This window comes from Vibrio penaeicida, assembly GCF_002933855.1.
Classification (GTDB): domain Bacteria; phylum Pseudomonadota; class Gammaproteobacteria; order Enterobacterales; family Vibrionaceae; genus Vibrio; species Vibrio penaeicida_A.
Genome location: NZ_BFAQ01000035.1, coordinates 60,676 through 86,470 on the forward strand (window position 1 = coordinate 60,676; position 25,795 = coordinate 86,470).

Here is a 25,795-nt window from a genome sequence, read left to right on the forward strand (position 1 = left end):
TATGAGTGAAGTAATACTAGACGTTCGCAATATGAGTGTGGCCCTAGGGCCGCACTTAGCTGTAAAGGATGTCAATTATCAAATCAAAGCTGGTGAAATTCTAGGTATTGTTGGAGAGTCGGGCTGTGGCAAGTCTCTTACATCATTATCTGTTATGGGTTTACTGGATAAAAAATTAAAGCTATCTGGCGAAATTCTTTTCGAAGGTGAAAATCTTGTCGGAATGCCGGAAAAGCGATATCAACAAATCCGTGGTGAAGGTATTGGAATGATATTCCAAGAACCAATGACCGCACTAAACCCAGTGGTTACTGTGGGTGAGCAAGTGGCGGAAATGTTCATCATTCATGAAGGCGCTTCGAAACCAGAAGCGATGAACCGAGCAATTGAAATGCTCAAACAGGTTCATATTCCTTATCCGGAAAAGAGAGCCAAAGCATTTCCGCATGAGCTATCAGGCGGAATGCGCCAACGCGTAATGATTGCAATGGCGCTAGCGTGTAAGCCTAAAGTTCTCATTGCTGATGAACCAACAACGGCTTTGGATGTTACGGTTCAAGCTCAAGTGCTCGATTTGCTAGAAGAGTTACGTGAAACCACCGGAACGGCGATTCAGTTTATTAGCCATTCGCTTGGTGTTGTTTCTCAAATTTCGGACCGCGTTATGGTTATGTATGCCGGTCAAGTCGTTGAACTAGCAGACGTAAACGAAATTTTTGATAATCCTCAGCATCCGTATACACAAGCATTACTCGATACCATCCCACGTGTCGGCGTCAATGTAGACCGATTACCCGCAATTCCAGGCAGTGTACCTCCGTTGGATCAACGTGGTGATAACTATACGTTCCGCGACCGCTGTCCTGAACTATTCGACTATTACATTGATGTTGCAAAACAGCGTCAACTTAGCAAAGGAGGCGTATCCTGATGGCTCTTTTGGAAGTTAAAAATTTACAAAAACGCTATGTACTCGAAGCGGGGTCGATGTTTGGTGGTGAACCACAATATCTTCACGTGACAAAGAACATTTCTCTGAACCTTGAACCGGGTAAAACGCTTGCTGTTGTTGGCGAATCTGGTTCAGGTAAATCGACCTTGGGTCGAATGGTCAGTATGTTAGAAGTACCGGATTCCGGCGATATTTACCTATCAGGGCAAGAAATTTCGCGTCTTAGTGCGAGAGCCCAACGCCCGCTACGTCAACGCATTGGTTTGGTATTCCAAGACCCGTATTCTGCACTTAACCCACGTATGCCTATTCTTGCATCACTGATCGAACCTATGAAAGTGAACGGAATTGGCAACAAGGAAACTCAGCGCGCTCGTGCTTTGGAAGTGCTTGATTGGGTAGGGATGCGTGAAGATGTTTTGACCAAGTATCCTCATGAATTTTCTGGTGGACAAAGACAGCGTATCGCTATTGCGCGTGCACTGATGCTTAAACCAGAACTCATCATTGCAGATGAGCCCTTGTCTGCACTGGATGTATCTGTTCAGTCTCAAATCCTTAATTTGTTTAAAGATCTTCAAGAAGAACACGGTATCGCCTTTTTCTTCATTAGCCATGATATGGCGGTGGTTTACCACCTTGCACACGAAATTGTCGTTATGAAAGCTGGCGAAATTGTGGAGCAAGCTACAAAAGAAGAATTTTTTGCAAGTCCAAAACACCCTTACAGCCAAGAACTGCTGAACGCGGTACCGGACATTGGAAACGCTCGTCGTCGAAATCAATCGGAAAGGAAATCGGCGTAATATGGCAAGCAAGATTAAGAAGCTGAAAAAACAGCTCGGACGTTAATATGACTAGCTTTTTTATTTCACGGATACTGCAAATGCTATTGGTGCTTTTACTGGCCTCATTTGCAGCTTATAACCTTATGGGACTAATGCCAGGCGATCCTATTGATCTATTGGCCCAAAGTGACCCAAATATTACTTCTGAAGACATTGCTCGCCTGAAGGCAGAACAAGGGTTGGACAAACCTGTTTATGTTCGCTACTTCGTATGGCTGGGAGATGCTCTGCAGGGTGATCTAGGTTACTCACGTATGTTCTCACAACCAGCCATCGATGTTCTTTGGGACGCGATGAAAAACACCTTGATATTGGTGGGAAGTGGGACCTTACTGTCTATTTTTATTGCATTACCAATCGGTATCATTTGTGCAGTTAAGCAAAACAGAGCAACCGACTACATTATTAGCGGACTTACTTATGTTTTCCTTTCAACGCCAGCGGCTTGGTTAGCGCTTATGCTCATCATGATTTTCTCAGTCGTATTCCCAATCTTCCCTGCGGGAGGAACTGGTGAGGCTGACGGAGTAGAAGGTCTGGATAAATTAGAGTACATGATTCTGCCAATCTTGAGCTTAACACTGCTAAGCATTGCCTCTATTTCGCGTTTCATGCGATCCAGCATGCTTGAAGTGTTCAGACAAGATTTTGTTAGAACGGCAAAAGCAAAGGGTGCCTCTTCGACTCGAGTTTTGTTCAAGCATTGTATTAAGAACGGCATGCTTCCAATGATCACTGTTTTAGCTATGGATGTTGCAGCACTTATGAGTGGCGCTGTTCTTACAGAAACTATCTTTAGCTGGCCTGGAATTGGAAAGCTGACCGTTGATTCGATCAACGGCAGTGACTACAACGTTGCAATGTTGTGTTTCATGGTTGCTACCACGGCAATTCTCGTCATGAACTTCATTGCGGATATTCTTTATTCTAAAGTTGACCCACGTATCGACCTGACAAAAGGGGGTAATAAATGAGTCACGTTGCTAAACGCAGTCAAAACCCTTGGGTACAGGTGGCGCAACGCTTGTACCGTCACAAGCTAGCGATGGTTTCCATGGTTTTCTTAGCAGCTCTAACCATTGTTTGTTTCAGTGCAAACCCGATTGCAGGTTGGTTAGGTGTTGATCCGTACGCTGATGACCTCTTCAGCCGTTTTGAAGCTCCGGATGAAGATAATATTCTAGGAACGGACGAGTTGGGACGGGATATCTTCACACGTTTGCTTCTCGGTGGGCAGGTTTCTCTCACTTTCGCCTTTATGGCAGCAATTGCGACCTCCGTGATTGGCACTATATTAGGTGTTGTTGCTGGTTACCACGGTGGAAAAGTTGACGCATTCATTATGCGTGCAGCCGATTTCATTATCAGCCTTCCTGGTATCATGTTGTTGATTCTTATCCAAAGTATTGATATGACCAAGCTAGGTTTTTCAGAAGAACTTGTCCGTTCAGACAGCTTCAGTATTTACCGACTTGTTGTTGTACTTTCTTTACTGGGGTGGCCGTTTGCAGCTCGTCTTGTACGTTCGAATACGCTTTCTGTTAAGCACCGTGAGTATGTACAAGCAGCAATAGGTTACGGCGCGAGTAGCTGGTTTGTTATGACACGCCACATTGTGCCAAACGTAATTGCGCCAGTGATTACTGCAACCACACTGGGTATTGGTGGTGCAATTTTGACAGAAAGTGCACTTAGTTTTCTAGGTTTTGGTATTAATCCGCCAACTCCGTCATGGGGTAACATGCTTCAAAACGCTCGTGAAGCGATGTGGAGCTATCCAATGGCAGCGGTATACCCTGGCATCATGGTTTTATTTACCGTTATCACCATCAACTTTTTGGGTGATGGCTTACAAGAAGCTATTGATCCTAAATCGTAAAGCGCCAGTTTAGAAAATAATTCTTAACAAAATCCAAAGGCAGTCATTGTTGTGACTGCCTTTTTTGTTCTCTTACGAAGTTGTCTGAATTAAGGTAAAGCCAGAAGTTGAAATAAATGAGTCATTTGTCACATATATCAGTTAAACAAAGTGGGGTATGCATTCAAATGTTTGTCTTGAGTCACGTAGATGTCTAAACTTTTAACCTTCCAATAACCTTTATAACCAATAAAAGTAAAGACAGTCATGAAATTAGAAACTGTAGATTATCGTTCTCCAGATGCTGCTGAGCAATTCGTTAAATCCCTGCGTGAAACTGGTTTTGGCGTACTGAGCAATCATCCTATTCAAAAAGAGCTTGTAGAGTCGATTTACGACAACTGGTACAAGTTTTTTATGACAGATGAAAAAGCGCAATATCAATTTAATGTTGATACACAGGATGGCTATTTTCCGCCAAGCGTTTCAGAAATTGCAAAAGGGCACACAGTTAAAGACATCAAAGAGTACTTTCATGTCTACCCTTGGGGTCAAATCCCCCCTTCGCTAAAAGAGCAAATTTTAGATTACTACCAGCAAGCCAATGCTTTTGCACAAGAGTTATTGGGTTGGGTTGAAGCGCATGCCCCAGTTGATGTTCAAGAGAAATTCTCTATTCCATTGTCTGAGATGATCAACGGTAGCGAGCAAACTTTACTGCGCGTGCTTCATTACCCACCGATGACTGGTAGCGAAGAGCCGGGAGCGATACGCGCTGCAGCGCATGAAGACATCAACCTGCTCACCGTTTTACCCGCAGCAAACGAGCCGGGGCTGCAAGTCCAAGGTAAGGATGACGAGTGGCTAGATGTGCCTTGTGATTTTGGTAATTTGATCATTAACATTGGTGACATGCTTCAAGAAGCATCTGGTGGTTATTTCCCGTCGACAACGCATCGAGTGATCAACCCAACAGGTGAGCAACAAACCCATTCGCGCATTTCACTGCCACTTTTCCTGCATCCGAAGCCAGAGGTTGTTTTGTCAGATAGACACACTGCTGGAAGCTACCTAACGGAACGTTTACGCGAACTCGGTGTAATCTAAGAAATGTAGCCGAGCCATTTAACCTCAGCTTTGGATAGGCATTCTGTTATCCAGAACTGAGGTTACCTAAGATTCGTCGTAACCCAATACCTTTCAATCACTTCATTAAACACAGAAGAGTACACTTTAGAGTGATATTGCCCGCCATTCTTCTGGATCACTCGCTGTGAAGCAGTATTTTCTTCACTTGTTGTCAGCAACAACTCCGAGATTGAGAGCTGTGATGCAACGTCAATTGCCTTTGCCAGCATATCAGTAGCGTAGCCATAGCCACGAAAAGATGGCGCGATGTCAAAGCCGATGTGTCCTAGCTCGTTTCTATGAAAATCAGTGTCTAAACTGTGCCGAATTCTTATTGTTCCTACAATGTTTCCTTTTTTATTCAAGTACCATCGATGTGAGCAGGGAACGTATCCTTCTTTTAAATTGATGCCTTGTTCTTCATCTAACAGGTTTTTGATGTACTGACTGAAATCGTCAATGTTTTCACCGTAAAAGTCGCAGCTTAATGGGTCGTTAACTAAAATATCATCGTAAAATGCAACAAAGGCATCTAGGTAGGCTGTATCAGGCTGTACTAGCATAGGAATATAAGTGTCTGATTCGAAATCTTAAAGCAACATCTATCATAATACTGAGCTGTATACAAATTGAAATCTGTGATACTGGTTAACGTATAAAGAATGACAAAATCTTCTCTATAGCTTTGAATGTAAGTAGTAGATTAAATAAGAGTGCCTATGTCGAACAACGATTTAATTCATAGCCATGACCCACACATGGAAAACCCATTAGTGTGGCCGATTATGGAAGTGTTGAAAAAGAAACACGAAGGCTGGAAAGTCCATACTTTAGCCTCTCATCTATCCGAGTTGGGTATCATTCCTTTTTTGGACTCTTCACCAGAAAAAGACTTGTTTAAGCGTAACTTCCTAATGATGAACGCATTATACCAATTACAAGAAACGCTGTACCCAGACGCTTGGGTGCAAGTTCAAGCAATGGATATTCAACTAAAAAATGACACGCAATCTCGTGAATATGAAATTGACGTTGAAGATCCACTCCGCGATTACTACACAGACTGGAGTAATTACGAGGCAGAAAATGGTGAAGTAAAAAGGCTACTTAACGAATTTTGGACTCGATACCGAAATTTTGTCGGTTCTCACAGCGGAGATATGACTCGCCAAAAAGCACTTAGATTGTTTGAATTGGACGATACCTCTACGCAAACAGAAATACGTAAGCAATGGCGCAGAATGGCACTAAAATGGCACCCTGACAGAGAAGGGGGCAACACAGAGAAATTTCGAACACTGTGTGAAGCTTGGCACTTGTTACGAGATTAAAGCGTTATTGACGCACTTCCAATGACGAGCGGATCAACAAAATCCGCTTTTAATCTAATACCTGTCTTTACCTAAAGCATTCAAATACTGCAGGGGTTACTTTTGCCCTTAATTTCCTGCCTTCTCATCGGCATGGAATCTATCAGCTGATTGATGAAAGCCCAATCTGTGATTTTTCCCCATCGATATTTTTCTTCGCCGTCTTTGCCAATCAGTATCGCTGTGTGTGACTGTTTATCTACTTGGTACAACTTAGCCAATTTCGCAACGTCAAATTCACGCTGGAGCCATTTTGGTGCAGTAAAACCGTCTTGGGTCATCACAAGAGTGACAATGTCACGTGTCTTGAGTGAGCATTCGTTTGTTAGCGTTTCAAACAAAAACTGTTTTACGTATTCATCTTCAGAAGGTGCGAAGTATAAGATACTTCTGTGTGTCCAATGACTTTGATGGGCAGGGTATGAATGGAGACTAGCACTACTGATTACAGTTACGAGTAGAATTAATAAACGCATCATTTTCACACCTCCGTGTCAGACCAATTTGTCTGAATTTGCGGGTCTCACTGCGTAGAACACAAAAGCTGTGTACGCCGTAAGATTCTACAATTATGGGTCTTATACGAAGATGTCGCTGGGAATAGCGGTATTAAAGTCGAGATTTTCAAAAAATTCTGTATGCTGTTGCCTTCAACACATATATGGATGCCGTCGTGGAAAAAGAAAATCAAAAAGAGAAAATTGCCATTTTGGTTGATGTACAAAACGTGTACTACACCACCAGAGAGAAATTTAGAAAAAACTTTGATTACAACGAGTTTTGGTGGAGAGCAACGAATGGACGTCAAGTAGTTTGCGCGAATGCCTATGCCATCTCTAGCCAACAAGAAAAGCAGCGACAGTTTCATCATATCTTGAGAGGAATAGGGTTTACGGTTGTCCTTAAGCCTTATATTCAAAGAGCAGACGGCAGTACGAAAGCCGATTGGGACGTAGGCATTGCCATCGATGCAATAGAAATTGCGCCGGATGTGGATACGATTGTATTACTCTCGGGAGATGGGGACTTTGACATACTTGCAAAACGTATTTGCGAGAAATACAAAAAGCGAGTGGAAGTCTATGGAGTTAGAGCACTGACCGCTCAATCGCTTATAGACAGCGCTACTCAATACTTTCCAATAGAAGATGACATGCTTCTTTAACTGTTAGATTCTTCTTCTGCGACGGTCGCTGAATCTGTTTGTACTTGTTCTTCGGCTTCAAGCTTGGCTCGTTCGGCTTTAGAAACGTATTTAGGCTTATTACTCTTGTGCAGTTTTGAATTTTTCTTTTTCTGCTTATTTTTCAGAATTTGATTTATCTTCTTTTTGCGGTTCATTGCTGTATTCCGTCGACCTTGTTAAGGACGCGCAGAATACAGCGATAGCAGTGTTTTTACAAACTTAATTGTTTAGCCGCCAGCAACAAGTGTTGGCTTGTGTCTTGCGCTTGAAATCAACATGTAAATACTGGTTGCCAGTAAAGTGACAAACAAGTACCCCATTAACCCTTCCTCGTTGGTTAAGAAGGTGTCCGCAACCACCGGACCCAATACAGAACCCACACTGTAGCTAAACAACATCACTTGCGTTGCAGAGACGATGTAGTTATCTCCTAAGTTATCGCAGCCTAAATTTATAGCGACCGGATATAGGGCAAAACTTGCCATACCCAATACAAACAACGCACCAGCTAAAATAGAACGGGAATCAAATACCGCAATAAGCGCAATTGCGAATGCGCCCAATAAGCTGAATAGCGCCAGCAATAACGTTCTTCCAGCGTACTTTATTAGCCAAGAGGCGATTGGTTGAACAAGCATACCTCCTAAAATGATTAAAGCCATTAAGCTGCCAATTTGATTCAGCCCAACATTTCTATTGGTTAGCTCAAGGGGCATGAGGCCATAAATCGCACCCAACACAAGCCCTGATACCACACAGCCCACGAGTGCTGGTTTACTTAAGTGCATAATCTGCTTTAGCGACATAGCATCATGTTGTTCACATTCTGGTTGAGTAGATTGGATAACCACTAAGGCAATCGCAGCCAACACCATCAGTGACAAAATAACTGCAAACGGTAGTACTCCCGTTACGCCAAACACGTTGATACCCAATTGCCCTAGGGAAGAGCCTCCATATAGAGACATCATGTAGATTCCCAATCTTTTCGCTCTTCCGGATGCATCTCCAGCAAGTAGCCAAGATTCCACGATAACAAAGATACCAGCGACAGCTATACCCGCGACTAGGCGCGAAAACATCCAAACTTCAGCTTGTGGGAACACAGGCAAAAGCACAATGGTGCTACTAAGCACTGCCAAGCACAAAAGGAACCCTTTACGATGCCCAGTTTTCGCAATCAATGGTTCTGTCGCTGTCGCACCAATCAGTAAGCCGGCATAAAAACTGCTCGCGACCCAGCTTGCAATATCAGAACTCATACCATACTCGTTCAACATCAAAGGAATGATGCTCATTAAGTAGCCTGATGCGATAGCAAACAAAGACAACGCGACCACTGGAGCGACGATTTTTAGTGGTGCAGTAGAGGTGTTTTCCAATGCCGGAATCTCCTGAAAAATAGGTTAGTTAGGAGCGGCGACTATCGGGTTTTGGGAGGTTTTAGTAAAACGAAAAATATTGATTCTGACGACAAATATTTTTTGATTTAGGAAGAACAAAAGCCCCATTGAAATGACCATTCAATGGGGCTTTCTAAGTAATTTCAGATTTGAATTACTTTACTAAGGCTTGATTGAGCCATTGATCGAACTGAGATTTTGGTAACGCGCCATTAATGACATCAACTCGCTTACCATTCTTAAATACCATAACGGTAGGAATACTTCGGATTTGGTATTTTGCTCCGAGATTTTGCTGAGCTTCGGTATCGACTTTCACAAATCGAACATTACCTTTTCTTTCTTCTGCTACATCGCTAAATACTGGGGCGAATCCAACACATGGGTTACACCAAGGAGCCCAGAAGTCGATCACAACAGGCTGGTCACTTTGTAAAAGTGCATCAACATTGTTCTCGGTGCCTTCAATTGGAGAGCCATCAAACAAGTGAGATTTACATTTACCACATGTTGCAAGATCGGAAACACGCTCAACGGGAACTCGGTTAACGCCACGACATGAAGGGCAGGGTGTATTAAAACTAGACATACATTCTCCTTTTTTAGGCATCTTACCAAGCTTTAGCTTCGGGTTTTAAACTTATCTTTTTCTATCCCATGCTTTTTCATTCTAAGGTACCGCTTTTTTCTTAGAACTTGTAAGTCGTTTTTTGCTTCAGAAACCTTATCAGAATCAAAAAACAAGGTGTCTTTAAAACGAATTTTGTAGACAGAAAAGTTTACAGTTTGATGAATCTATATATGCTTGAGTATACTCAAAATGAAAACCCTATTTGGGTAAAAGCCATATAAATAAAATCACAGGTGAAATAACATGCAATCGAATTTTGCAGAAATTACTGGCTGGGGTAAGTGTCTACCTCCATCCAAGCTCTCCAACCAAGATCTTAGTACCTTTTTGGAAACCTCAGACGAGTGGATTAAAACAAGAACAGGTATTGAAGAACGTCGAATTAGCCATGTGAATACCTCCGATCTTGCCACTGTGGCAGCACAGAGAGCCATAGCATGTGCTGGGTTAGAACCAAAAGACATTGATTGCTTAATCGTCGCGACTTGTTCACCAGACACGCTTATCCCAAATATTGCTTCAAAGGTGCAAGCTAATTTAGGGATTCAAAGCTGTGCATCTTTTGATATGAATGCCGCTTGTACTGGCTTCGTATATGGCCTCGAAACGGCAACGCGGTTGATTCAAGCTGGAAACTACCGGCATGCACTTGTTATTGGTGCTGAGCGCTTAACCTTCTACTTGGATTGGACACAGCGAGATACAGCGGTCTTATTTGGTGATGGAGCAGGTGCTGTAGTTCTCAGCAAAACGACCAAGCCTGTGGGCTTGCAACAAGCTCAGTTAGGCTGTGATGCAGAAGGGCGAGATATCCTGTCTGTACCAAAGTACGGCACGGCAATGGATCGCTTTGCTGCAGATAATGGCTATTGGAGTTTTGAATTTGTTGGCAAGGAAATATTTAAACGCGCTGTTAGGGGAATGGGCGCAGCTGCTCAAACCGTGTTGAGCCGTTCTAACTTAAGCACTGGCGATATTGATTTGGTGGTCCCTCATCAAGCTAATGTCCGGATTATTCAAACTTTGTGTGATCACGCTGAAATCGACCAAAAGAAAGCGTTTATCAATATACATAAATACGGCAATACATCGGCGGCTACTGTTCCTATTGCGTTATGCGAAGCGGTTGAAGAAGGCAGAGTGAAACCAGGAAGTGATATCCTTACGGCTGCTTTCGGTGCGGGCCTTACATGGGGAGCAGGGCATATAAAATGGGGTGACAGGGTAACTCCAATAAATGAATCCGAAGCTGAATTGCCCGCAACAGACAAAAACGCACTGGAGCTATTAGCGAGTGCTATCGAGCACTGCAAGTCACGCCACAAGTAACACAACAATAAAACACTATTAAAGAGCCACTTAGATGGCTCTTTTCTTTAACGTTAACCAAAAGGTAAACATTTTCAGCTGTTAACATGCAGCTCTAACAAGCTTAGCGATTTCTACGATACATTTAGCCAGTATTTAAATCAGAGATCATTCAATAAATGCATTGAGTGCTTCAATCGTCGGTAACGCTGTCATCGCTCCCTTTTGCGTCGTGGCGAGTGCTCCGCATCCATTTGCCCAGTTAACCGCTTGGATAATATTGTCGTGTTTATTCCAGTCTTCACTTTTAGCGAGATAAGTGAGCAGTCCACCAACGAAAGCATCACCAGCGCCTGTAGTATCAACGGGGGAAACGGCTTTTCCTGTAATCAAGGTTTGCGTATTTTCATGGACAACTAACGCACCTTTTGCGCCTTGAGTAACTAGAATCAGCGGCAAGTTTAGGCGCTCTAAACTCGCCAAACCTTCATCTATTGAGTCGGTGTTTGTTAGATAAAGCAATTCATCATCGGAAAACTTGACGACATCAGATAGCTCGATTGCTTTCATTACAGTCGGAATAATGTCTTCTTGACTCGCCCAAACTTCGTGGCGCAAGTTCGGATCAAAACTCACATAGCCACCAGCTTTCTTAACGCGTTCCATTGCTAATAACGTGGTGCTTCTAGCGGGTTCATTGGCGAGTGCGATTGAACAAACGTGAAGCCATTCTCCTACCTGGAAACTGGGTATATCTTCGGGCTGTGTGAACTGGTCTGCACTAGGACGAACCATAAACGTAAAGGTTCTTTCACCAGAGTCGTCCAATTCAACCACAACAGTGGATGTTCGTTGATTTTGATCCTTTTTTACAAGGTTATTATCGACATTTTCTTCTGTTAGCGTTTGCTTTAGAAATCCACCAAAAGGGTCGTCGCCGACTCGTCCAAAAAATGCACTTTGACCACCTAGTCGAGCAATGGCTACTGCAACATTTGCTGGTGCGCCTCCGGGGCATTTTAGGTATGTGCTATCTGTATCCGGAATCAAATCTACTACCGCATCTCCAGTCATCCAAACTCTGTTCATTCTTTATTCCTTTAAACAACTCATAATCAAACTTAACCAACAAGCTCAGACAACTCAAGAGATAGCCCCATTTGGGCACAAATAGCGTGAGCAAACTGAATTTAACCCCATTGTAAAAAGTAAAGGGGGACAAAACGTCTGTAAAGTGCTGTTTTGTATATATTTGGTGCAGAATTTACGGTTACAAAATTTAAATATCTCAGTACATTCAGTTGAATAATATAGATAGGTTATTGATTGTTATATCTATTTCATTTTGATGACGGAGTCTGCGCGAACATATTTGAAAGTGATCTCTTTTCTGACTTGTGTTGTTTAAAAAAACTTACTTATAAGTGACTTTCTAAACAAAATGGCGTTCTACGTGAATCTTTTTAAAACTCATGCTAATTAAGCACATCCTTATATTGACTATTTTATATTAATTAGTAAAATCTAAATTAGATTGTATTGAACTGAGAGGTATCGATGAGTCTCCAACAAATGAAAACGAGCTCGGTGGAAGTAGCAGAAATACTAAGAGTAATGTCGCATCCGGAACGCCTTTTGGTTCTTTGTCAGTTAGTTGATGGCGAAATAGGAGCAGGGCAGTTACAGAGCAGCTCTACACTTAGTCAGTCTGCGTTTTCACAACACCTAACTGTTTTAAGAAAAAACAATCTGGTGAGCGTAAGGAAGGAATCTCAACAAGTTTTCTATTCACTCGCTGATAAGCGAATAGAAAGATTGATTCATAACTTACACGACATTTTCTGCTCGTAAGCTATTTTTCCTTGTAAATAAATTTTCTATTTAACTAAAGCATACGCGCCTAGCGTGGGTGTTATGACGTGTATAAAAAAAGGAACTGGTAATGAGGTCTGATACCAATAGAGGGTTTGTTCATTCTGTAATGAACAGCTATTTCCCTCCGATACTCATCACTTTCGCGCTTATCATTGGGGGTGTGGCTCTATGGCTTACGCCAAAAGAAGAAGATCCACAAATCGTTGTGCCAATGGCAGACGTTTTGATCGATGCGCCCGGGTTAAGTGCGAAACAAGTTGAAAAGCAAGTAACGGAGCCTTTAGAAAAGCTACTTAGCCAAATAGATGGTGTGGAATATGTTTATTCCACATCTATGGAAAACAAAGCTCAAGTGGTTGTCCGTTACTACGTGGGCGAGAATCGTGAAAACGCTTTGGTAAAACTTTATAACAAGCTTTTTTCAAACCAAGATATTATTCCTCCCTCGGTTACTAATTGGGTGGTAAAACCCATAGAGATAGCTGATGTGCCCATAGTGGTTGCAGCTCTGTATTCAACGGACCCCGATCAGCTTGGAACATTCGAGTTAAAACGTATTGCTACTCAGGCAACGCAAAGGCTGAAGTCATTAGACGACACCAACATTGTTAAAGTATCTGGAGGTCAGTCGAGAGTCGTTGAGGTGAAATTAGACGCATCAGCAATGGCAAGTCGAAAAACCACTATAGACGATTTACAGAGTGCTTTCCGTTTAAGTCATGCCAAACAAAGTGCGGGCACTTTCCACCAACGCGGAGAGGTTTACTATCTTGAATCGGGGCAGTTTTTTCGCGGTGCCGATGAGCTAGGTAGTCTAGTCGTTAACGTTATTGACGGAAAGCCAGTCTATCTACGAGATGTTGCCCTGATCAGTGACGGACCAGAAGAACCCACTACCGACACGTGGATTCAATATGGTGCCGCTGATGACGCTTTCTATCCTGCTGTGTTTATTTCTGTCGCCAAGCAAAATGGTTCCAACGCAGTTAGCGTAGCTGACGAAATTATTGCAGAGTTGAATTTACTCAAGTCGACCCAATTCCCTGACGCTGTCCAAATTGACATCATTCGAAATTATGGCGAAACAGCAAATGATAAAGTTGGCAATTTAGTATCTAGCCTTGGTATCTCAATTATTACGGTCGTCGTATTTGTTGGATTATTTTTAAATTGGCGAAGTGCGTTAGTAGTCGGAATAGCGATACCAATTAGTTATGGCGCGGCGTTAGGGATGGATCTTGCGTTTGGTTACTCTATAAACCGAGTCACACTGTTCGCATTAATCTTAGCGCTCGGTCTTATTGTTGACGACCCAATCGCCAGTATAGATAACATAGAAAGGTATCTGAAACGTAAAGATATATCTCGGACCAAAGCGATCGTTTTAGCTATGGGAGAAATACGTTCAGCGCTTCTTATGTCGACAGTTGCTATCGTCATTGTGTTTACCCCAATGTTTTTCATAACAGGGATGATGGGGCCTTATATGGCACCGCTTGCCTTTAACGTTCCTGTTTCAGTGATATTCAGCACCATTGTCGCCTTCATGATCACGCCTTGGCTAGCAAGGAAGATTCTAAGAACGGCAGAACAAAAAGGAGTGTATCAGTTAGAAAAAACATTGCTTTATCGCAGTTATAACAAGTTGCTGACGCCTATATTGTCATCTAAAAAGAACAGTTGGATGTTTTTAGGCTTGGTAGCAGCCTTGTTTATTGGCGCAGCGCTATTACCGGCCTTACGTCTCGTCCCACTAAAGCTTTTGCCCTACGACAATAAAAATGAATTCCAACTGATTGTAAACATGCCTGAATCGACGAGCTTTGTGAGTACGTCAAATGCTCTGCGCGAATTTTCAGACTACTTGATTCACCAGCCGGAGATTAAATCGGTCTCTGGTTTTGCTGGGTTAGCTTCGCCCATGGATTTTAATGGCATGGTTAGGCACTATTTTATGAGAGAGATGCCATACCAAGGCGAACTAAGAATTGTCTTAGTCGACAAAGACAAGCGCAGCCATCAGTCACACCAAATTGTTACGCGAGTTAGGGCAGACATCGAAGCCATTGCTGATCGATTCGACGCTTCAATCCAGCTGGTTGAAGTTCCGCCAGGTCCGCCTGTTATCGCCACACTAACAGCAGAAGTATATGGAGAAGAGACAACTTCATACGAAAGGTTGCAAAGCGAAGCTCAGAAAGTAGCGGCTCGCTTGGAACAAGAACCGTTTGTTTCAGAAGTCGATGCGAGTATTCAAGGAAAAATAGAGATCTGGCAATTTGTTGTTGATAGGGAAAAAGCGGCGCTTTCTGGCATCTCAGTTAACGATATCAACCAAACTATTGTTGCAGCCAATCAGGGACTTTCCTTAGCCAATCTTAAAATGGAGCGAGAAATAGAACCACTTACAGTGGTCATACGGCTACCTGAATCAGAGCGAGATAGCCTAAATAACCTGCTTTCATTGTATGTTCGAGGTCAAGCAGGAATCAGTAAACAAAACGTGAATGGCAGCCTTGAAGATTCACCACAACCCCTTGTTCAACTTTCAGAGCTAGGACATTTTGAGAAAAGAGCGAAAGATCAACCGATCTACCATAAGAACTTAAAACCGGTCGTTTATGTATATGCTGAAGCAGCAGGAAGAGTTCCGGGAGAAATTATCGCCGATGTCATTTCCGATGAGGGTAGGGAGCCGTCTGACGAATCACGTGAATTGTCCGGGAGGCATTATTTGTCGAACGGTGGGCATCAGGGGTGGTCAGTAAGCGAAGAAACGAATGTGGTATGGAGTGGCGAAGGCGAGTGGAAAATCACCGTCGACGTATTCCGAGATTTGGGTATTGCTTATGGTGCCGCTTTATTAGGCGTTTTCATCATTATGCTGATTCAGACTGGGCTCCCAGCTGTTTCTGGGATCATCATGCTAGCGATTCCTCTTACTGTGATAGGGATAATGCCGGGCTTTTGGTTCCTCAATACAATGAGTGATGATATCAACGGTTACCCAGATCCCGCTTTGTTTACTGCAACAGCAATGATCGGAATGATCGCCTTAGCGGGTATTGTAGTGCGGAACTCACTCGTTCTTATCGAGTTCATTCAGCAATCCTTGGCTCAGGGTAAAGAGCTCAAACAATCTTTGATTGAATCTGGTGCCGTCAGGCTTCGACCAATACTGCTTACTGCCGGTACAACACTACTAGGTAATATCGTAATAACGCTGGATCCCATTTTTAATGGTCTAGCATGGGCAGTCATATTCGGAATAACAGCTTCTACAATCTTTACACTACTGGTTATTCCAGTCGTGTATCACCTAGCGTATTCAAATGTAAAAGGGCATGGTTTGCCAGTAAATAACGGAGAAGAGATATGAAATCGTCAAAACTTCTACTTGGAGCAGGTTTGTTTGCGATACTCGCTGTTCTGTTTGTTTATATGGCTGGTGGATTTACAGAAAAAGTTACCGCCAAACCTACACAAAAAGGTATTACAACAGACTTCAATACCGTTGTCGTGAAGTACACTGAAGCGCCTCAATTACGCGAATTCACTGGTACAGTGATTGCTGACCAGCAAGCGCAGCTTTCCGCCAGAGTTACAGCTAAAGTGATTGAACTAGCCACTGATGTCGGTGACATTGTAACTAAAGGCGATGTGTTGATGCGTCTTGAAAGCGATGATTTGGATGCAAGAGTTAAGCAATCAGAGCAACGGTTGTCTTCCGCTCAAGCGTCGATGAATGCAGCCTCTAAAGAGTATCAGCGGGTATCAGAGTTGGTGAAGAAGAAGCTGTTACCTCAGTCAGAATTTGACCGTGTAGAATCACAGCTAGAGTCTGCCAAAGCATCGTTTAAGCAGAGCCAAGCAGCGTTAAAAGAAGCACAAACCACATTTGACTATAGCGTTATTAGAGCGCCTTTTGACGGAGTTATAACCACTAAGACTGTTGGTGTTGGTGATACGGCAATAATTGGAACCCCCTTGATGACCCTATATAACCCTCAATCATTGCAGTTGGAAGTAAATGTTTCTGAATCTCTGATAAATAGGGTAAAGCTTGGTGCTGAACTCCAGTTTGAATTGCCTACATCCCATTATTCAGGTAAGGCCAATGTGGTTGAAATATCACCTTCTGCTGACCAATCCTCACGGAGCTTTGTAGTGAAGCTTGCGTTATTAAAGAACCCATCGATATATCCTGGTGTGTATGGAAAGGTTTTCATCTTTAGCCACAAAACCCGTGTTCTAAGTGTTCCAGAAAATGCTCTATATCAGGTTGGTCAGCTTGATTACGTGAAGGTATACAAAGACGGCAAATTAAAGACGCAATTGGTACAACTTGGGCAAGGTACGCAAGTGAGAAAAGGGCTGAAAGAAGGGGATGCGGTAGTCGTTAACCCATTGGGGCTCTAGCAGAGTTGTATCGCTAAATCTGTTTAACCATCAATATTGCATTAAGCGAGGTTCGTTAAGAACTTCGCTCTTTCATTCAATACGCAGTGTATCTTACAACGATTTCATAAAGACGCTAATCCTTGGGAGATACGTTGAACCATGGCGATAGATTCTGGATTATCACCGTGAACACAAACCGTATCCGCTTCAATCTGAATGGCATTACCATTTTCGCTGGTTATGCTTCCGTACTTTGCGAGTTGCATAACCTGATAGAAAATATCTTCTTCTTTGTGGTGAACGGCGTTCGGTTGGCTTCTTGGGACTAAAAGTCCGTTATCTTGATACGCTCTATCTGCAAAGGCTTCAAAAAGGAGAGGTACATTAAATTGATCGGCCAAATCGAGATAACGAGTATTGTCGTTAGACGCCAAGATCATAACTGGGAGGGAAAAATTTTCAGCGGCCGCTAAAACACCAATAAACACACTTTCATTTTGCATCATATCGTTATACAGCGCGCCGTGAGGTTTTATGTATTCTACGTTCACGTCATTTAACAATGCCAGCGATTTTAAAGCGCCCACTTGGTACACAATAGAGTGTACTAATTGATCTTGAGTCATTGGAATAGAGCGTCTCCCGAACCCAATGAGATCGTGATAGCCCGGGTGAGCACCTATTTTTACAGAATGGCTTTTTGCGAGCTTAAGAGTTTTGGACATGACATCAGGATCTGAAGCGTGAAATCCACACGCGATGTTAGCCATATCAACCCACGGCATGACATCTTCATCAAGCCCTTTAGTCCATGTGCCAAAACTCTCTCCCATGTCGCAATTCAATTTTAACCTTTCCTTGGTCATCTGAGGTATTCCTCCTATTTTAAACGTATACCCAAGTTACCTTGGATACTTAGGTATAAGAGTAATGGGGTTTAAGTGAATTGAGAAGTCGTTAGATTCAGCTGAGATTTTCCCTATGATTCATGGCGATGAATATCTGTATCACTTTAGCGAACAAAATTAAAAAAACTCGGAAGATTTTTCTATAAAATCCAGTTACTTTGATTTTTGAGACTACTAATTTGAGTCTATCGAAAGTAGAATTACATTAATCTCACCATTTAGGAATAATGATGAAAGTACTTGTTACTGGTGGCATGGGCTATATCGGCAGCCACACTTGCATTCAAATGATAGAAGCTGGAATGACACCAGTTATTCTAGACAACTTGTACAACAGTAAATCCAGTGTATTAGATAGGATTGAGAAAGTTTCTGGGACTAGACCTGTTTTCGTAGAAGGTGATATACGAAACAAAGCACTATTGGTCGAAACCATGAAAACACATGATCTTGAAGCGTGTATTCATTTTGCGGGGCTTAAAGCAGTTGGTGAATCTGTTGAAAAGCCCTTGGAATACTACGATAACAACGTTCATGGTACTTTAGTCCTTGTTGAAGCTATGCGCGAAGCGAACGTGAAAACATTGGTATTCAGTTCTTCTGCTACTGTCTATGGTGACCCAGCATCTGTTCCGATTACAGAGGACTTCCCAACCAGTGCGACTAATCCATATGGCCGAAGTAAGCTCATGGTAGAGGAGTGCCTAACCGATTTTCAAAAGGCAAACCCAGATTGGAGCATTACACTGTTGCGATACTTCAATCCCGTTGGTTCACATCCGACTGGCGACCTCGGTGAGGACCCACAAGGTATCCCTAACAATTTGATGCCTTTTGTTTCTCAAGTTGCAGTAGGGCGCCGAGAGTTTTTATCCGTTTTTGGCAGTGATTACCCAACAAAAGACGGAACTGGCGTACGTGACTACATTCATGTAATGGACTTAGCTGACGGACACCTTGCTGCATTGAATACCGTTGGCAGTAAAAACGGGCTACATATCTATAACTTAGGTACTGGTAACGGGTACAGCGTGATAGATATGGTGAAAGCTTTTGAAAAAGCCAGTGGCAAAGATATCCCTTATAAATTAGTCGACCGTAGACCGGGTGATATAGCAGAATGTTGGGCTGACCCTAAGAAAGCCACTGACGAACTTGGCTGGAAAGCCGAGCGTTCTTTAGATTTAATGACTGAAGATACGTGGCGTTGGCAGTCACAAAACCCAGAAGGGTATTCTGACTAACAAATTTAACAAAAGGAGCGATTTCGCTCCTTTTTTGATCTGAATCGATATTTTTCGTAAAAATCTCGTTAAGGGCTTTCGCTCAATCCATAACCTGTTAGAATACCCGCGTTGCTTAATTTTGAGCGTTAAAAAACATTTTCTTAACCCAGTAGGCAACAATTCTGTAATTCAATTTTCAGGGGACACCGATGGAGCTAGCGCTTATCATCACTTTCATCGTTGCAGCTGCTGTAATGGTCAAGAAAGAGATGGCAGAAAACAAATAATCTCGAAATATTTCAGTCACTTTTTGATTACTTTTTAGAAATTTTCGAACTTGTAAAAATCCAGCCTTTGCTGGATTTTTTGTTTTTAATCACCTGTAAATATGATCCTATAAACGCAAAAAAGACCGATTTCTCGGTCTTTGTTTTTTGCATCAAACACTAAGCTTAGAATTCGTATTTTGCAGTGATCGCAAAATTACGCTCTGGTTGAGTGAAATCCAAGTCCGCTTCGTTAAGGGAACGAACATCATTCCAACGGTAGTATTCTTTATTTCCTACGTTGAATACACCAGCTCGTAAAGTCAGGTCTTCAATTGGCTTGTAGTATGCAGTTATGTCTACAATCGTAGCTGAAGGCATTTCAAAGACTTGTAGTGTTTTACCGGATCTTGCATCAACCGCCGGTGTAATGTCTTTAGCTTTTTTGTTTGCTGTATAGACAACTTTTAGTGATGTACCCCAGTCAGATGTAGGCGCATCATAGCTAAGCTTTGCAACTGCTTGCCATGGGCTTACAGAGTTTAGCGGGTCACCTTCACCAGACTTACCTTCTGTATAAGCTGCAGCAATACCCGATGAGAAACCTTCTGGTAATCCAACAAGACCAGATAAGTCTTGCTTGCTCGCGATTTCTGCACCTTTGATCGTCGCTTCTGTAACATTAACGTATTGCAAGATTCTTGGTGTTCTTGTTGTACGATTGGCTTTCTGAACTTCTTTATGCTCAATAAAGTTGTCGTAATCATTGTAGAAAACGCTGAACTCCAAGTCAGAATGTTCAAAGTTTGAACGGAAACCAAGCTCATACGAAATACTATCTTCTGCCTTAAGGTCTGGGTTTGGTTTGTTCATGTAACCGTGTGTTAGGTTAGAGAACGAGTAAAAAAGTTCTTGGAAGTTAGGAGCACGGAAACCCTGACTCACCTGAGCAAACAGTTTGTGATTGTCTACTACTTCGTATACAGCTCCTATTCGACCTGTGACAGCGGAATTACTGTATTTATCATAGCTATCTGGTGTGTAGCCCGCTGAGTTAGAAGGCACATTCCCTTGTGGATTGGTTTTGAAAGAATCAAAACGAACACCAGGTGTTAGGCGAAGCTTCCCATCCAACATGGCCATGTCATTTTGAACAAATGCACCGAATCGAGTTTCAGAAGCATTTGGCATGTAATAAATGACTTTATCTGGACGACTGCTATTTTTTTCTTCGTTTACATTGTGTATATCTTTGTTCTTGAAAGACAGACCATAAACTAAGAAATGGTCGATGCTATCGCCAGAAATAAACTTATCCGCCTGAATGTATCCTTGGAATCCTTTCTCACGATAGATGTAGTCTTTGTGTTGCACGTTTCCATCAGACAAATATTCACGATGAGTATCTGCATTTTCTTTCTGACTTAACCAGTCTACTTGCCATGCAAGATTATCAAAAGCACCGAAATTAGCATTCCAAGTATGCTTTAGACCAAGGCTTTGGGAGTCAGAAACGTCTTGAGAGTTAAAATATTTGTAGCTCGTACTTTGTAATTGAGTCTTGGTGTCACCTTTCACATAGGTTCCACGCAGTTCTACAGTATGAGCATCGTTCACTTCATAGCCAAGTTTTACTAATAGGTTGTCTGTGGCATAGTCTTGCTCATCTGGCTTACCAAAGTTATCTACTTGTTTGCCATCTTTACGCGTGTAAGCCACGAGGGTCTCAAGCTGCCCAGAGCGATTTGCTAACGCAACAGACTCACTTAAAGTCTTATCGGCAGAGTAGTAACCTAGTTTTACATAACCACCAAAGTCATCGCCAGATGGTGCTAAGAAATCAGAAGCTGATTTGGTTGTAAAGGCTGCGATACCACCGATAGCATCACTACCGTATAGGCTAGATGCCGAACCTTTAACAACTTCAACTGATTTGATCATTTCAGGATCAAAGTTCAAACGTCCTGAACGAACAAAACCAGGACCACCTGGATCGTATTGATCGGGTTGAATTACACCATCAACAACGATTTGTACACGATTTCCAGACAGACCTCGGATATTGACGCCTTGGATACCCTGGCGACCAGAGCTTTCAATAGTAACGCCCGGTGTGTAGTCAAATACGTCTGCGATATTACCAGACATATTCGATTCAATATCAGCATCCGTTATCACTGCTACTGACGCGGCAACATCTTCAAGTGCTTGATTAGTTTTGGTGGCTGTTACAACAACGGTTTCGTTTACTTGCTCGTTTGCCAAAGTAGGCGTAGAAAGGGCAATTAAGATTGAAGCCGTGAGCAAAGGCTTCTTAAAGTTAGGTTGCGACATTTTTGTTTTTCCATGAATCGCTTTAAATGGTGCGAGGATTGTAATTGATCATAATGATAATAACTATCATTACACTTCTCATTACGGTAAAGGATCAATCGATAAAGGAAATATGCAAATACGCTAACTCTTTGTTTTAATTTCAGTATAAAGTTCGGTATTCGAAGTGTAAGAAAGCGTAAATTTTTAGTATTCGTGATCTTAATCACGCTTATCTAATGCACTAAGACAATGAAAAGTAAGGTGTCGTATTGTAAATATGATTACCATTGAACAGAGATCTTTTCTTGAACAGCCCAATTACCCTAGAAGCCTTACATATTCTTGATGCCATTGACAGAAGAGGCAGCTTCGCCGCCGCCGCAAATGAGCTTAACCGAGCACCATCTTCTCTTAGTTATCAGATTCAAAAACTGGAACAGGATTTAGACTTAGTTATCTTTGACCGGTCTGGACATAAGGCGACATTTACTCACGCCGGAAAGCTACTACTGGAACGTGGAAGAATGTTATTAAGTGCAGCAGAAGATATGGTATCGGATGCAAACGTCCTTGCGCATGGTTGGGAATTGGATTTAACCATCGCTCACGATGGGATAGTACCTGTAAATACGTTTTTTCCGCTGGTTGAACACTTGGGAGCGGTCAGTAAAACACGTGTTAAGCTACAAGAAGAAATCTTAGCTGGGTGTTGGGAATCACTTGCTTACGATCGCGCAGACCTTCTTATCTGCCCAAAACCCGATACTTACCCGCAAGATGTAAAAGCAGAGCCAATCGGCGAGATGTCGATGACTTGGGTAGCGGCTTACGATCACTATATACATCAGAGAAAAGGCGAGTTTGATAACGATTCTCGTAGCCACTATCGCGCAATTGTAATCGCAGATACCGCAAGAGAAGCACCAGCGCTGAGCCGAAATATTTTGGATGAACAACCAAGACTAACGGTGACAAGTTTTCACGCGAAAGTAGAAGCGTTAACTGCAGGTCTTGGCATAGGAACCATTCCAACCCACATAGCGAAAGAGATGATTGAAAAGAAACTTCTAAGAAAAATAGAAGGGACGGAAGACGCCCCTGTAGAAATCGTTCTTGCTTGGCGAAGAAATAAGATGGGTAAAAGTAAATCTTGGTGTATTCAATATATTAAGAAAAACTGGAAAGTGGACTACTCATTCAAAGGAAGCCTCATATCGGCAATGCCGTCTTCAAACTGAATGTCCAATTCAAACCCCATTTTCTGAGCTAACATGATCATGCCACGATTTGTCGGCATGGTCATACCGGACACCTGTTTGGTTCCTCTTTCTCTACAATACCTTATCAACTTATCCATTAATACTCGTCCGAGCCCACACCCCTTGAGATCAGAGCGCACTAAAATAGCAAATTCAGCATCAAAGTTTTCTGGGTCAGAGAGTACTCTTGCTACGCCAATGATTCTTTTCTTACCTTCATGAACTTGTTGAGCAACAAATGCCATTTCTCTATCAAAATCTATCTGTGTGAAGTTAGCTAATGCCTCGTGATTAAACTCACCGACATCACTGAAGAAACGTTTGTAGAGATCATCCTTCGAGACATTTGAAATAAACTCAGCGTGGTCAGGCTCGTCTTCAGGAAGGATAGGGCGTAACAAAACATCGCTGTTATCTTTTAACACGACGTGTTCTTCGTGTTCGATAGGATAAGGGCGAATGGCCAAACGTTGGTGAGAATCACCGTCAAATTCTTCGATAGTCAAGTCCGCATCTAAGATTGTAAAATCTTCACCGTTGGCGAGGACTGGATGTATATCCAGCCCTTTGATTTGTGGGCAATCTATTATCATTTGAGAAATACGGACGAGGAATTCACTGAGTCCATCGACACTCATTGGGTTTGGCAATTGCTGGACTCTGAGCTTGTTTCTTTTTATTGCCCGAACGATTAGATAGCGAGCAAGAGTCATATTCAAAGGTGGGATTGCAGCTGTGGCGTCCATTGCTTCATCCCATTCGGAACCACCTTCTCCCAGCAATATGACAGGACCAAAGGTTGGGTCTGATTTCACTTTGATTCGAATCTCTTGAGCGCCCGCCCGGTTGGCCATGCCTTGAACCAATAAACCCTGTATACGAGCACTAGGATAAGTAAGAGAAACCCGATCCAGAATAGACTGAGCCGCAGAGGCTACCTCGACGCTGTTTCTTAAATTAAGCATAACCCCCTGAACATCAGATTTGTGGGCGATGTCGGGTGAACGAAGTTTAACAGCAACGGGATAGCCAATATTCTCCGCGATATGTACTGCTTCGGATGGATCGCTTGCGAGCCAAGTTGGTAAGGCATTGAACTTGTATTGCTTAAGTAAGAAATCTATTTGGTGGGTATCCAAATGTGTGTTCCCTTCCGACAACTGGTTATTTATCCAGTCCCTAGCAAGATCAACATCATTGTGCTCAATTTGACCAGCTGAAGCTGGTGTTTCCATTAGTTGTTTCTGATTTCGTCTGTATTCCACCAAGTGCATGAATGCGGTAACAGCACTTTCTGGCGTTCTGTATGTTGGTATGCCTGCTTGTGTAAAAAGCTGACGCGCATCTTTTGTGCTTTGTTCGCCACACCAATTCGTTAAAATGTTAAAACGTCTAGCGTTAGGGTGATTTTTGACACAATCGATAATAGCTTGAGCGGTCTCAGTCGAATGCGCGACAGCAGATGGACTGTGCATGATCAACAACGCATCGAATTCATCCCCATCCATTAATGTACCAATAGTGTCAATGTATCTTTGGCTATTGGCATCACCAATCATATCAATAGGATTACAACCAGACCAACTAGCGGGTAGCAACGCTGAGAGCTTGTTGGTCGTATCTTCGCTCAATTCAGCTAACTTGCCACCTTTATCCATTAAGGTATCAATGGCCATGATTGCTGGTCCACCGCCATTCGTCACTATAGCGAGTCGCTCACCTCGAAGGGGGACAGAATGAGTCAGTGTTTCTACTGCTGCGAACAGCTCGTGGGTATTTTTTACCCTCAGCATTCCAGAGCGCTGTATCGCAGCATCATATATGACATCCAAACTTGGTATGCTACCGGTATGCAATGTTGCTGCTTTTTGTCCTGCAATCGAACGACCGCCCTTCAAAACAAGTATACGGCGATTTCGGCTAGCCGCTCGAGCTGCAGACATGAAACGTCTAGCGTCTTTAATGCTGTCTATATACAACAATATTGCTTCAGTTTTGCTATCTGTACAAAGTGTATCGAGTAATTCATCAAAATCGACATCCGATCCATTACCAATTGAAATAAATGCAGAAAAACCAATCTGCTTGTCATTTGCCCAGTCTAAAACAGTGGTGCAAACAGCGGCGGATTGAGAAATAAATGCAATTTTCCCCGGAAGGGCTGTAACAGGAGAAAAAGAGGCATTGAAACGGTGCCAAGGTAGAATTAAACCTAGGCTATTAGGTCCCAGAATTCTTACGTTGTAACGTCTGGCTAACTCAATACATTTTTTTTCATAAGATTCACCATTCGGATCGAGGCTATGCATATCAGACGAAAGAATGACTACCGCCCCAACACCTTTTCGTGCAATTTGCTCAAACAGTTCTACGTTTCGGGATGCATGAGTACATAATATGGCTAAATCAGGAATAATTGGTAGTGACTCAACTGTCGGGTAGGCTAACACACCACATACAGACTTGTATTTTGGAGACACTGGCATAATTGCCCCCTGAAATCCCCCTTGGAGCAAATTGTTCATCACGATATAGCCAGCTCGAGTAGGTAATTGTGAAGCACCGATAACCGCAACTGAAGTTGGATTGAGAAGCTTATTTAACCGATTCATCAACGCTCCATAAATAAAATACATAAAAAACAATTTAGTAAGGACTTTATTTAGTATATACCGATGTAATCTGTGATTTCAGGTTCTAACACTAAATTCTGAAGCTAACTCTTTGAGTTGGCGTAGTATAAGTGTAAGCAATTTAAGCTATCGTATAGATAGATTTCAGTATGTGATCTACCACAGTGTTTGGTGTCGTTCGTACCATGTTGTTCGCAAAAAAACTAAACACTAATTCCTCTAGAGCG

Annotated in this window: 22 protein-coding genes; 13 read left to right on the forward strand and 9 right to left on the reverse strand. The window is 42.6% G+C overall.

Features of this window, described 5'->3' with window-relative positions:
- Position 1: 1 nt before the first annotated feature.
- The 5 genes from VPNCDNU1_RS20825 to VPNCDNU1_RS20845 all read left to right on the forward strand — a co-directional run bounded on the left by VPNCDNU1_RS20825 (position 2) and on the right by VPNCDNU1_RS20845 (position 4,765).
- Positions 2–931 (forward strand): ABC transporter ATP-binding protein, encoded by a 930-nt coding sequence (locus tag VPNCDNU1_RS20825; RefSeq protein ID WP_104402116.1) that lies wholly within the window; start codon positions 2–4, stop codon positions 929–931.
- Positions 931–1,758, forward strand: coding sequence for an ATP-binding cassette domain-containing protein (locus VPNCDNU1_RS20830; RefSeq protein WP_104402117.1), 828 nt, complete (start codon positions 931–933; stop codon positions 1,756–1,758). Before VPNCDNU1_RS20825 ends, VPNCDNU1_RS20830 begins: the two co-directional genes overlap by 1 nt.
- Positions 1,759–1,805: 47 nt before the next feature.
- Positions 1,806–2,774 carry an ABC transporter permease gene (locus VPNCDNU1_RS20835; RefSeq protein ID WP_104402118.1) on the forward strand — a complete coding sequence of 323 codons (969 nt, stop codon included), beginning with the start codon at positions 1,806–1,808 and terminating at the stop codon, positions 2,772–2,774.
- On the forward strand, positions 2,771–3,679 hold the full coding sequence (locus tag VPNCDNU1_RS20840; RefSeq protein WP_104402119.1) for an ABC transporter permease: 909 nt from the start codon (positions 2,771–2,773) through the stop codon (positions 3,677–3,679). The genes VPNCDNU1_RS20835 and VPNCDNU1_RS20840 overlap by 4 nt, the downstream gene beginning before the upstream one ends.
- A gap of 246 nt (positions 3,680–3,925) precedes the next feature.
- Positions 3,926–4,765 carry an isopenicillin N synthase family dioxygenase gene (locus VPNCDNU1_RS20845; protein ID WP_104402120.1) on the forward strand — a complete coding sequence of 280 codons (840 nt, stop codon included), beginning with the start codon at positions 3,926–3,928 and terminating at the stop codon, positions 4,763–4,765.
- A 62-nt stretch (positions 4,766–4,827) separates the two neighbouring features.
- Here VPNCDNU1_RS20845 and VPNCDNU1_RS20850 read toward each other — a convergent pair whose 3' ends face one another.
- A complete protein-coding gene (locus tag VPNCDNU1_RS20850; RefSeq protein ID WP_104402121.1) occupies positions 4,828–5,349 on the reverse strand; it encodes a GNAT family N-acetyltransferase in 522 nt (173 codons plus the stop codon).
- Positions 5,350–5,505: 156 nt separating this feature from the next.
- On the opposite strand from VPNCDNU1_RS20850, the gene VPNCDNU1_RS20855 reads away from it, so the two are divergent.
- Positions 5,506–6,117, forward strand: a complete 612-nt coding sequence (locus VPNCDNU1_RS20855; protein ID WP_104402122.1) for a DNA-J related domain-containing protein — start codon at positions 5,506–5,508, stop codon at positions 6,115–6,117.
- Positions 6,118–6,197: 80 nt separating this feature from the next.
- On the opposite strand, the gene VPNCDNU1_RS20860 is transcribed toward VPNCDNU1_RS20855, so the two are convergent.
- Positions 6,198–6,632 carry a DUF4174 domain-containing protein gene (locus VPNCDNU1_RS20860; RefSeq protein WP_371410807.1) on the reverse strand — a complete coding sequence of 145 codons (435 nt, stop codon included), beginning with the start codon at positions 6,630–6,632 and terminating at the stop codon, positions 6,198–6,200.
- A 185-nt stretch (positions 6,633–6,817) separates the two neighbouring features.
- Here VPNCDNU1_RS20860 and VPNCDNU1_RS20865 point away from each other — a divergent pair, with 185 nt between their 5' ends.
- Positions 6,818–7,321, forward strand: coding sequence for a LabA-like NYN domain-containing protein (locus tag VPNCDNU1_RS20865; protein WP_104402124.1), 504 nt, complete (start codon positions 6,818–6,820; stop codon positions 7,319–7,321).
- On the opposite strand, the gene VPNCDNU1_RS20870 is transcribed toward VPNCDNU1_RS20865, so the two are convergent.
- The 3 genes from VPNCDNU1_RS20870 to trxC all read right to left on the reverse strand — a co-directional run bounded on the left by VPNCDNU1_RS20870 (position 7,318) and on the right by trxC (position 9,334).
- Entirely contained in the window at positions 7,318–7,497 is a 180-nt protein-coding gene (locus VPNCDNU1_RS20870; protein WP_104402125.1) for a DUF2986 domain-containing protein, read from the reverse strand. The genes VPNCDNU1_RS20865 and VPNCDNU1_RS20870 overlap by 4 nt on opposite strands.
- Positions 7,498–7,569: 72 nt before the next feature.
- A complete protein-coding gene (locus VPNCDNU1_RS20875) occupies positions 7,570–8,724 on the reverse strand; it encodes an MFS transporter (RefSeq protein ID WP_104402126.1) in 1,155 nt (384 codons plus the stop codon).
- Between the two features lie 175 nt (positions 8,725–8,899).
- On the reverse strand, positions 8,900–9,334 hold the full coding sequence (gene trxC, locus VPNCDNU1_RS20880; protein ID WP_104402127.1) for a thioredoxin TrxC: 435 nt from the start codon (positions 9,332–9,334) through the stop codon (positions 8,900–8,902).
- Between the two features lie 285 nt (positions 9,335–9,619).
- On the opposite strand from trxC, the gene VPNCDNU1_RS20890 reads away from it, so the two are divergent.
- Positions 9,620–10,705, forward strand: coding sequence for a ketoacyl-ACP synthase III (locus VPNCDNU1_RS20890; protein WP_104402128.1), 1,086 nt, complete (start codon positions 9,620–9,622; stop codon positions 10,703–10,705).
- 147 nt (positions 10,706–10,852) lie between these two features.
- Here the strand turns inward: VPNCDNU1_RS20890 and VPNCDNU1_RS20895 are convergent, their stop codons facing one another.
- Positions 10,853–11,773, reverse strand: coding sequence for an aminoimidazole riboside kinase (locus tag VPNCDNU1_RS20895; RefSeq protein ID WP_104402129.1), 921 nt, complete (start codon positions 11,771–11,773; stop codon positions 10,853–10,855).
- A 468-nt stretch (positions 11,774–12,241) separates the two neighbouring features.
- Here VPNCDNU1_RS20895 and VPNCDNU1_RS20900 point away from each other — a divergent pair, with 468 nt between their 5' ends.
- The 3 genes from VPNCDNU1_RS20900 (at position 12,242) to VPNCDNU1_RS20910 (ending at position 16,978) form a co-directional block, all read left to right on the forward strand.
- Positions 12,242–12,535, forward strand: coding sequence for an ArsR/SmtB family transcription factor (locus VPNCDNU1_RS20900; RefSeq protein ID WP_101115080.1), 294 nt, complete (start codon positions 12,242–12,244; stop codon positions 12,533–12,535).
- 91 nt (positions 12,536–12,626) lie between these two features.
- The gene (locus VPNCDNU1_RS20905) at positions 12,627–15,938 is read left to right on the forward strand and encodes an efflux RND transporter permease subunit (protein ID WP_237324184.1); all 3,312 of its coding nucleotides are present in this window, start codon (positions 12,627–12,629) and stop codon (positions 15,936–15,938) included.
- Positions 15,935–16,978, forward strand: coding sequence for an efflux RND transporter periplasmic adaptor subunit (locus tag VPNCDNU1_RS20910; RefSeq protein ID WP_104402130.1), 1,044 nt, complete (start codon positions 15,935–15,937; stop codon positions 16,976–16,978). The genes VPNCDNU1_RS20905 and VPNCDNU1_RS20910 overlap by 4 nt, the downstream gene beginning before the upstream one ends.
- A gap of 104 nt (positions 16,979–17,082) precedes the next feature.
- Here VPNCDNU1_RS20910 and VPNCDNU1_RS20915 read toward each other — a convergent pair whose 3' ends face one another.
- Complete coding sequence (locus VPNCDNU1_RS20915) at positions 17,083–17,826, reverse strand: 5-oxoprolinase subunit PxpA (RefSeq protein ID WP_104402131.1); 744 nt, start codon at positions 17,824–17,826, stop codon at positions 17,083–17,085.
- 272 nt (positions 17,827–18,098) lie between these two features.
- Between VPNCDNU1_RS20915 and galE the strand changes: the two genes are divergently transcribed.
- On the forward strand, positions 18,099–19,112 hold the full coding sequence (galE, locus tag VPNCDNU1_RS20920; protein ID WP_104402132.1) for a UDP-glucose 4-epimerase GalE: 1,014 nt from the start codon (positions 18,099–18,101) through the stop codon (positions 19,110–19,112).
- Between the two features lie 434 nt (positions 19,113–19,546).
- Here the strand turns inward: galE and VPNCDNU1_RS20925 are convergent, their stop codons facing one another.
- Positions 19,547–21,694 carry a TonB-dependent hemoglobin/transferrin/lactoferrin family receptor gene (locus VPNCDNU1_RS20925; protein WP_104402133.1) on the reverse strand — a complete coding sequence of 716 codons (2,148 nt, stop codon included), beginning with the start codon at positions 21,692–21,694 and terminating at the stop codon, positions 19,547–19,549.
- Between the two features lie 287 nt (positions 21,695–21,981).
- Between VPNCDNU1_RS20925 and VPNCDNU1_RS20930 the strand changes: the two genes are divergently transcribed.
- A complete protein-coding gene (locus tag VPNCDNU1_RS20930) occupies positions 21,982–22,914 on the forward strand; it encodes a LysR family transcriptional regulator (RefSeq protein WP_104402195.1) in 933 nt (310 codons plus the stop codon).
- Here VPNCDNU1_RS20930 and VPNCDNU1_RS20935 read toward each other — a convergent pair.
- Complete coding sequence (locus tag VPNCDNU1_RS20935) at positions 22,866–25,547, reverse strand: bifunctional acetate--CoA ligase family protein/GNAT family N-acetyltransferase (protein WP_104402134.1); 2,682 nt, start codon at positions 25,545–25,547, stop codon at positions 22,866–22,868. The genes VPNCDNU1_RS20930 and VPNCDNU1_RS20935 overlap by 49 nt on opposite strands.
- Positions 25,548–25,795 lie beyond the last annotated feature (248 nt).

What these genes read in the sequence shown, in the direction of transcription:
- VPNCDNU1_RS20825 (WP_104402116.1), top strand. Translation starts at nt 2, where the DNA reads ATGAGTGAAGTAATACTAGACGTTCGCAATATGAGTGTGGCCCTAGGG.
- VPNCDNU1_RS20830 (WP_104402117.1), top strand. Translation starts at nt 931, where the DNA reads ATGGCTCTTTTGGAAGTTAAAAATTTACAAAAACGCTATGTACTCGAA.
- VPNCDNU1_RS20835 (WP_104402118.1), top strand. Translation starts at nt 1,806, where the DNA reads ATGACTAGCTTTTTTATTTCACGGATACTGCAAATGCTATTGGTGCTT.
- VPNCDNU1_RS20840 (WP_104402119.1), top strand. Translation starts at nt 2,771, where the DNA reads ATGAGTCACGTTGCTAAACGCAGTCAAAACCCTTGGGTACAGGTGGCG.
- VPNCDNU1_RS20845 (WP_104402120.1), top strand. Translation starts at nt 3,926, where the DNA reads ATGAAATTAGAAACTGTAGATTATCGTTCTCCAGATGCTGCTGAGCAA.
- VPNCDNU1_RS20850 (WP_104402121.1), bottom strand. Translation starts at nt 5,349, where the DNA reads ATGCTAGTACAGCCTGATACAGCCTACCTAGATGCCTTTGTTGCATTT.
- VPNCDNU1_RS20855 (WP_104402122.1), top strand. Translation starts at nt 5,506, where the DNA reads ATGTCGAACAACGATTTAATTCATAGCCATGACCCACACATGGAAAAC.
- VPNCDNU1_RS20860 (WP_371410807.1), bottom strand. Translation starts at nt 6,632, where the DNA reads ATGCGTTTATTAATTCTACTCGTAACTGTAATCAGTAGTGCTAGTCTC.
- VPNCDNU1_RS20865 (WP_104402124.1), top strand. Translation starts at nt 6,818, where the DNA reads ATGGATGCCGTCGTGGAAAAAGAAAATCAAAAAGAGAAAATTGCCATT.
- VPNCDNU1_RS20870 (WP_104402125.1), bottom strand. Translation starts at nt 7,497, where the DNA reads ATGAACCGCAAAAAGAAGATAAATCAAATTCTGAAAAATAAGCAGAAA.
- trxC (WP_104402127.1), bottom strand. Translation starts at nt 9,334, where the DNA reads ATGTCTAGTTTTAATACACCCTGCCCTTCATGTCGTGGCGTTAACCGA.
- VPNCDNU1_RS20890 (WP_104402128.1), top strand. Translation starts at nt 9,620, where the DNA reads ATGCAATCGAATTTTGCAGAAATTACTGGCTGGGGTAAGTGTCTACCT.
- VPNCDNU1_RS20895 (WP_104402129.1), bottom strand. Translation starts at nt 11,773, where the DNA reads ATGAACAGAGTTTGGATGACTGGAGATGCGGTAGTAGATTTGATTCCG.
- VPNCDNU1_RS20900 (WP_101115080.1), top strand. Translation starts at nt 12,242, where the DNA reads ATGAGTCTCCAACAAATGAAAACGAGCTCGGTGGAAGTAGCAGAAATA.
- VPNCDNU1_RS20905 (WP_237324184.1), top strand. Translation starts at nt 12,627, where the DNA reads ATGAGGTCTGATACCAATAGAGGGTTTGTTCATTCTGTAATGAACAGC.
- VPNCDNU1_RS20910 (WP_104402130.1), top strand. Translation starts at nt 15,935, where the DNA reads ATGAAATCGTCAAAACTTCTACTTGGAGCAGGTTTGTTTGCGATACTC.
- VPNCDNU1_RS20915 (WP_104402131.1), bottom strand. Translation starts at nt 17,826, where the DNA reads ATGACCAAGGAAAGGTTAAAATTGAATTGCGACATGGGAGAGAGTTTT.
- galE (WP_104402132.1), top strand. Translation starts at nt 18,099, where the DNA reads ATGAAAGTACTTGTTACTGGTGGCATGGGCTATATCGGCAGCCACACT.
- VPNCDNU1_RS20925 (WP_104402133.1), bottom strand. Translation starts at nt 21,694, where the DNA reads ATGTCGCAACCTAACTTTAAGAAGCCTTTGCTCACGGCTTCAATCTTA.
- VPNCDNU1_RS20935 (WP_104402134.1), bottom strand. Translation starts at nt 25,547, where the DNA reads ATGAATCGGTTAAATAAGCTTCTCAATCCAACTTCAGTTGCGGTTATC.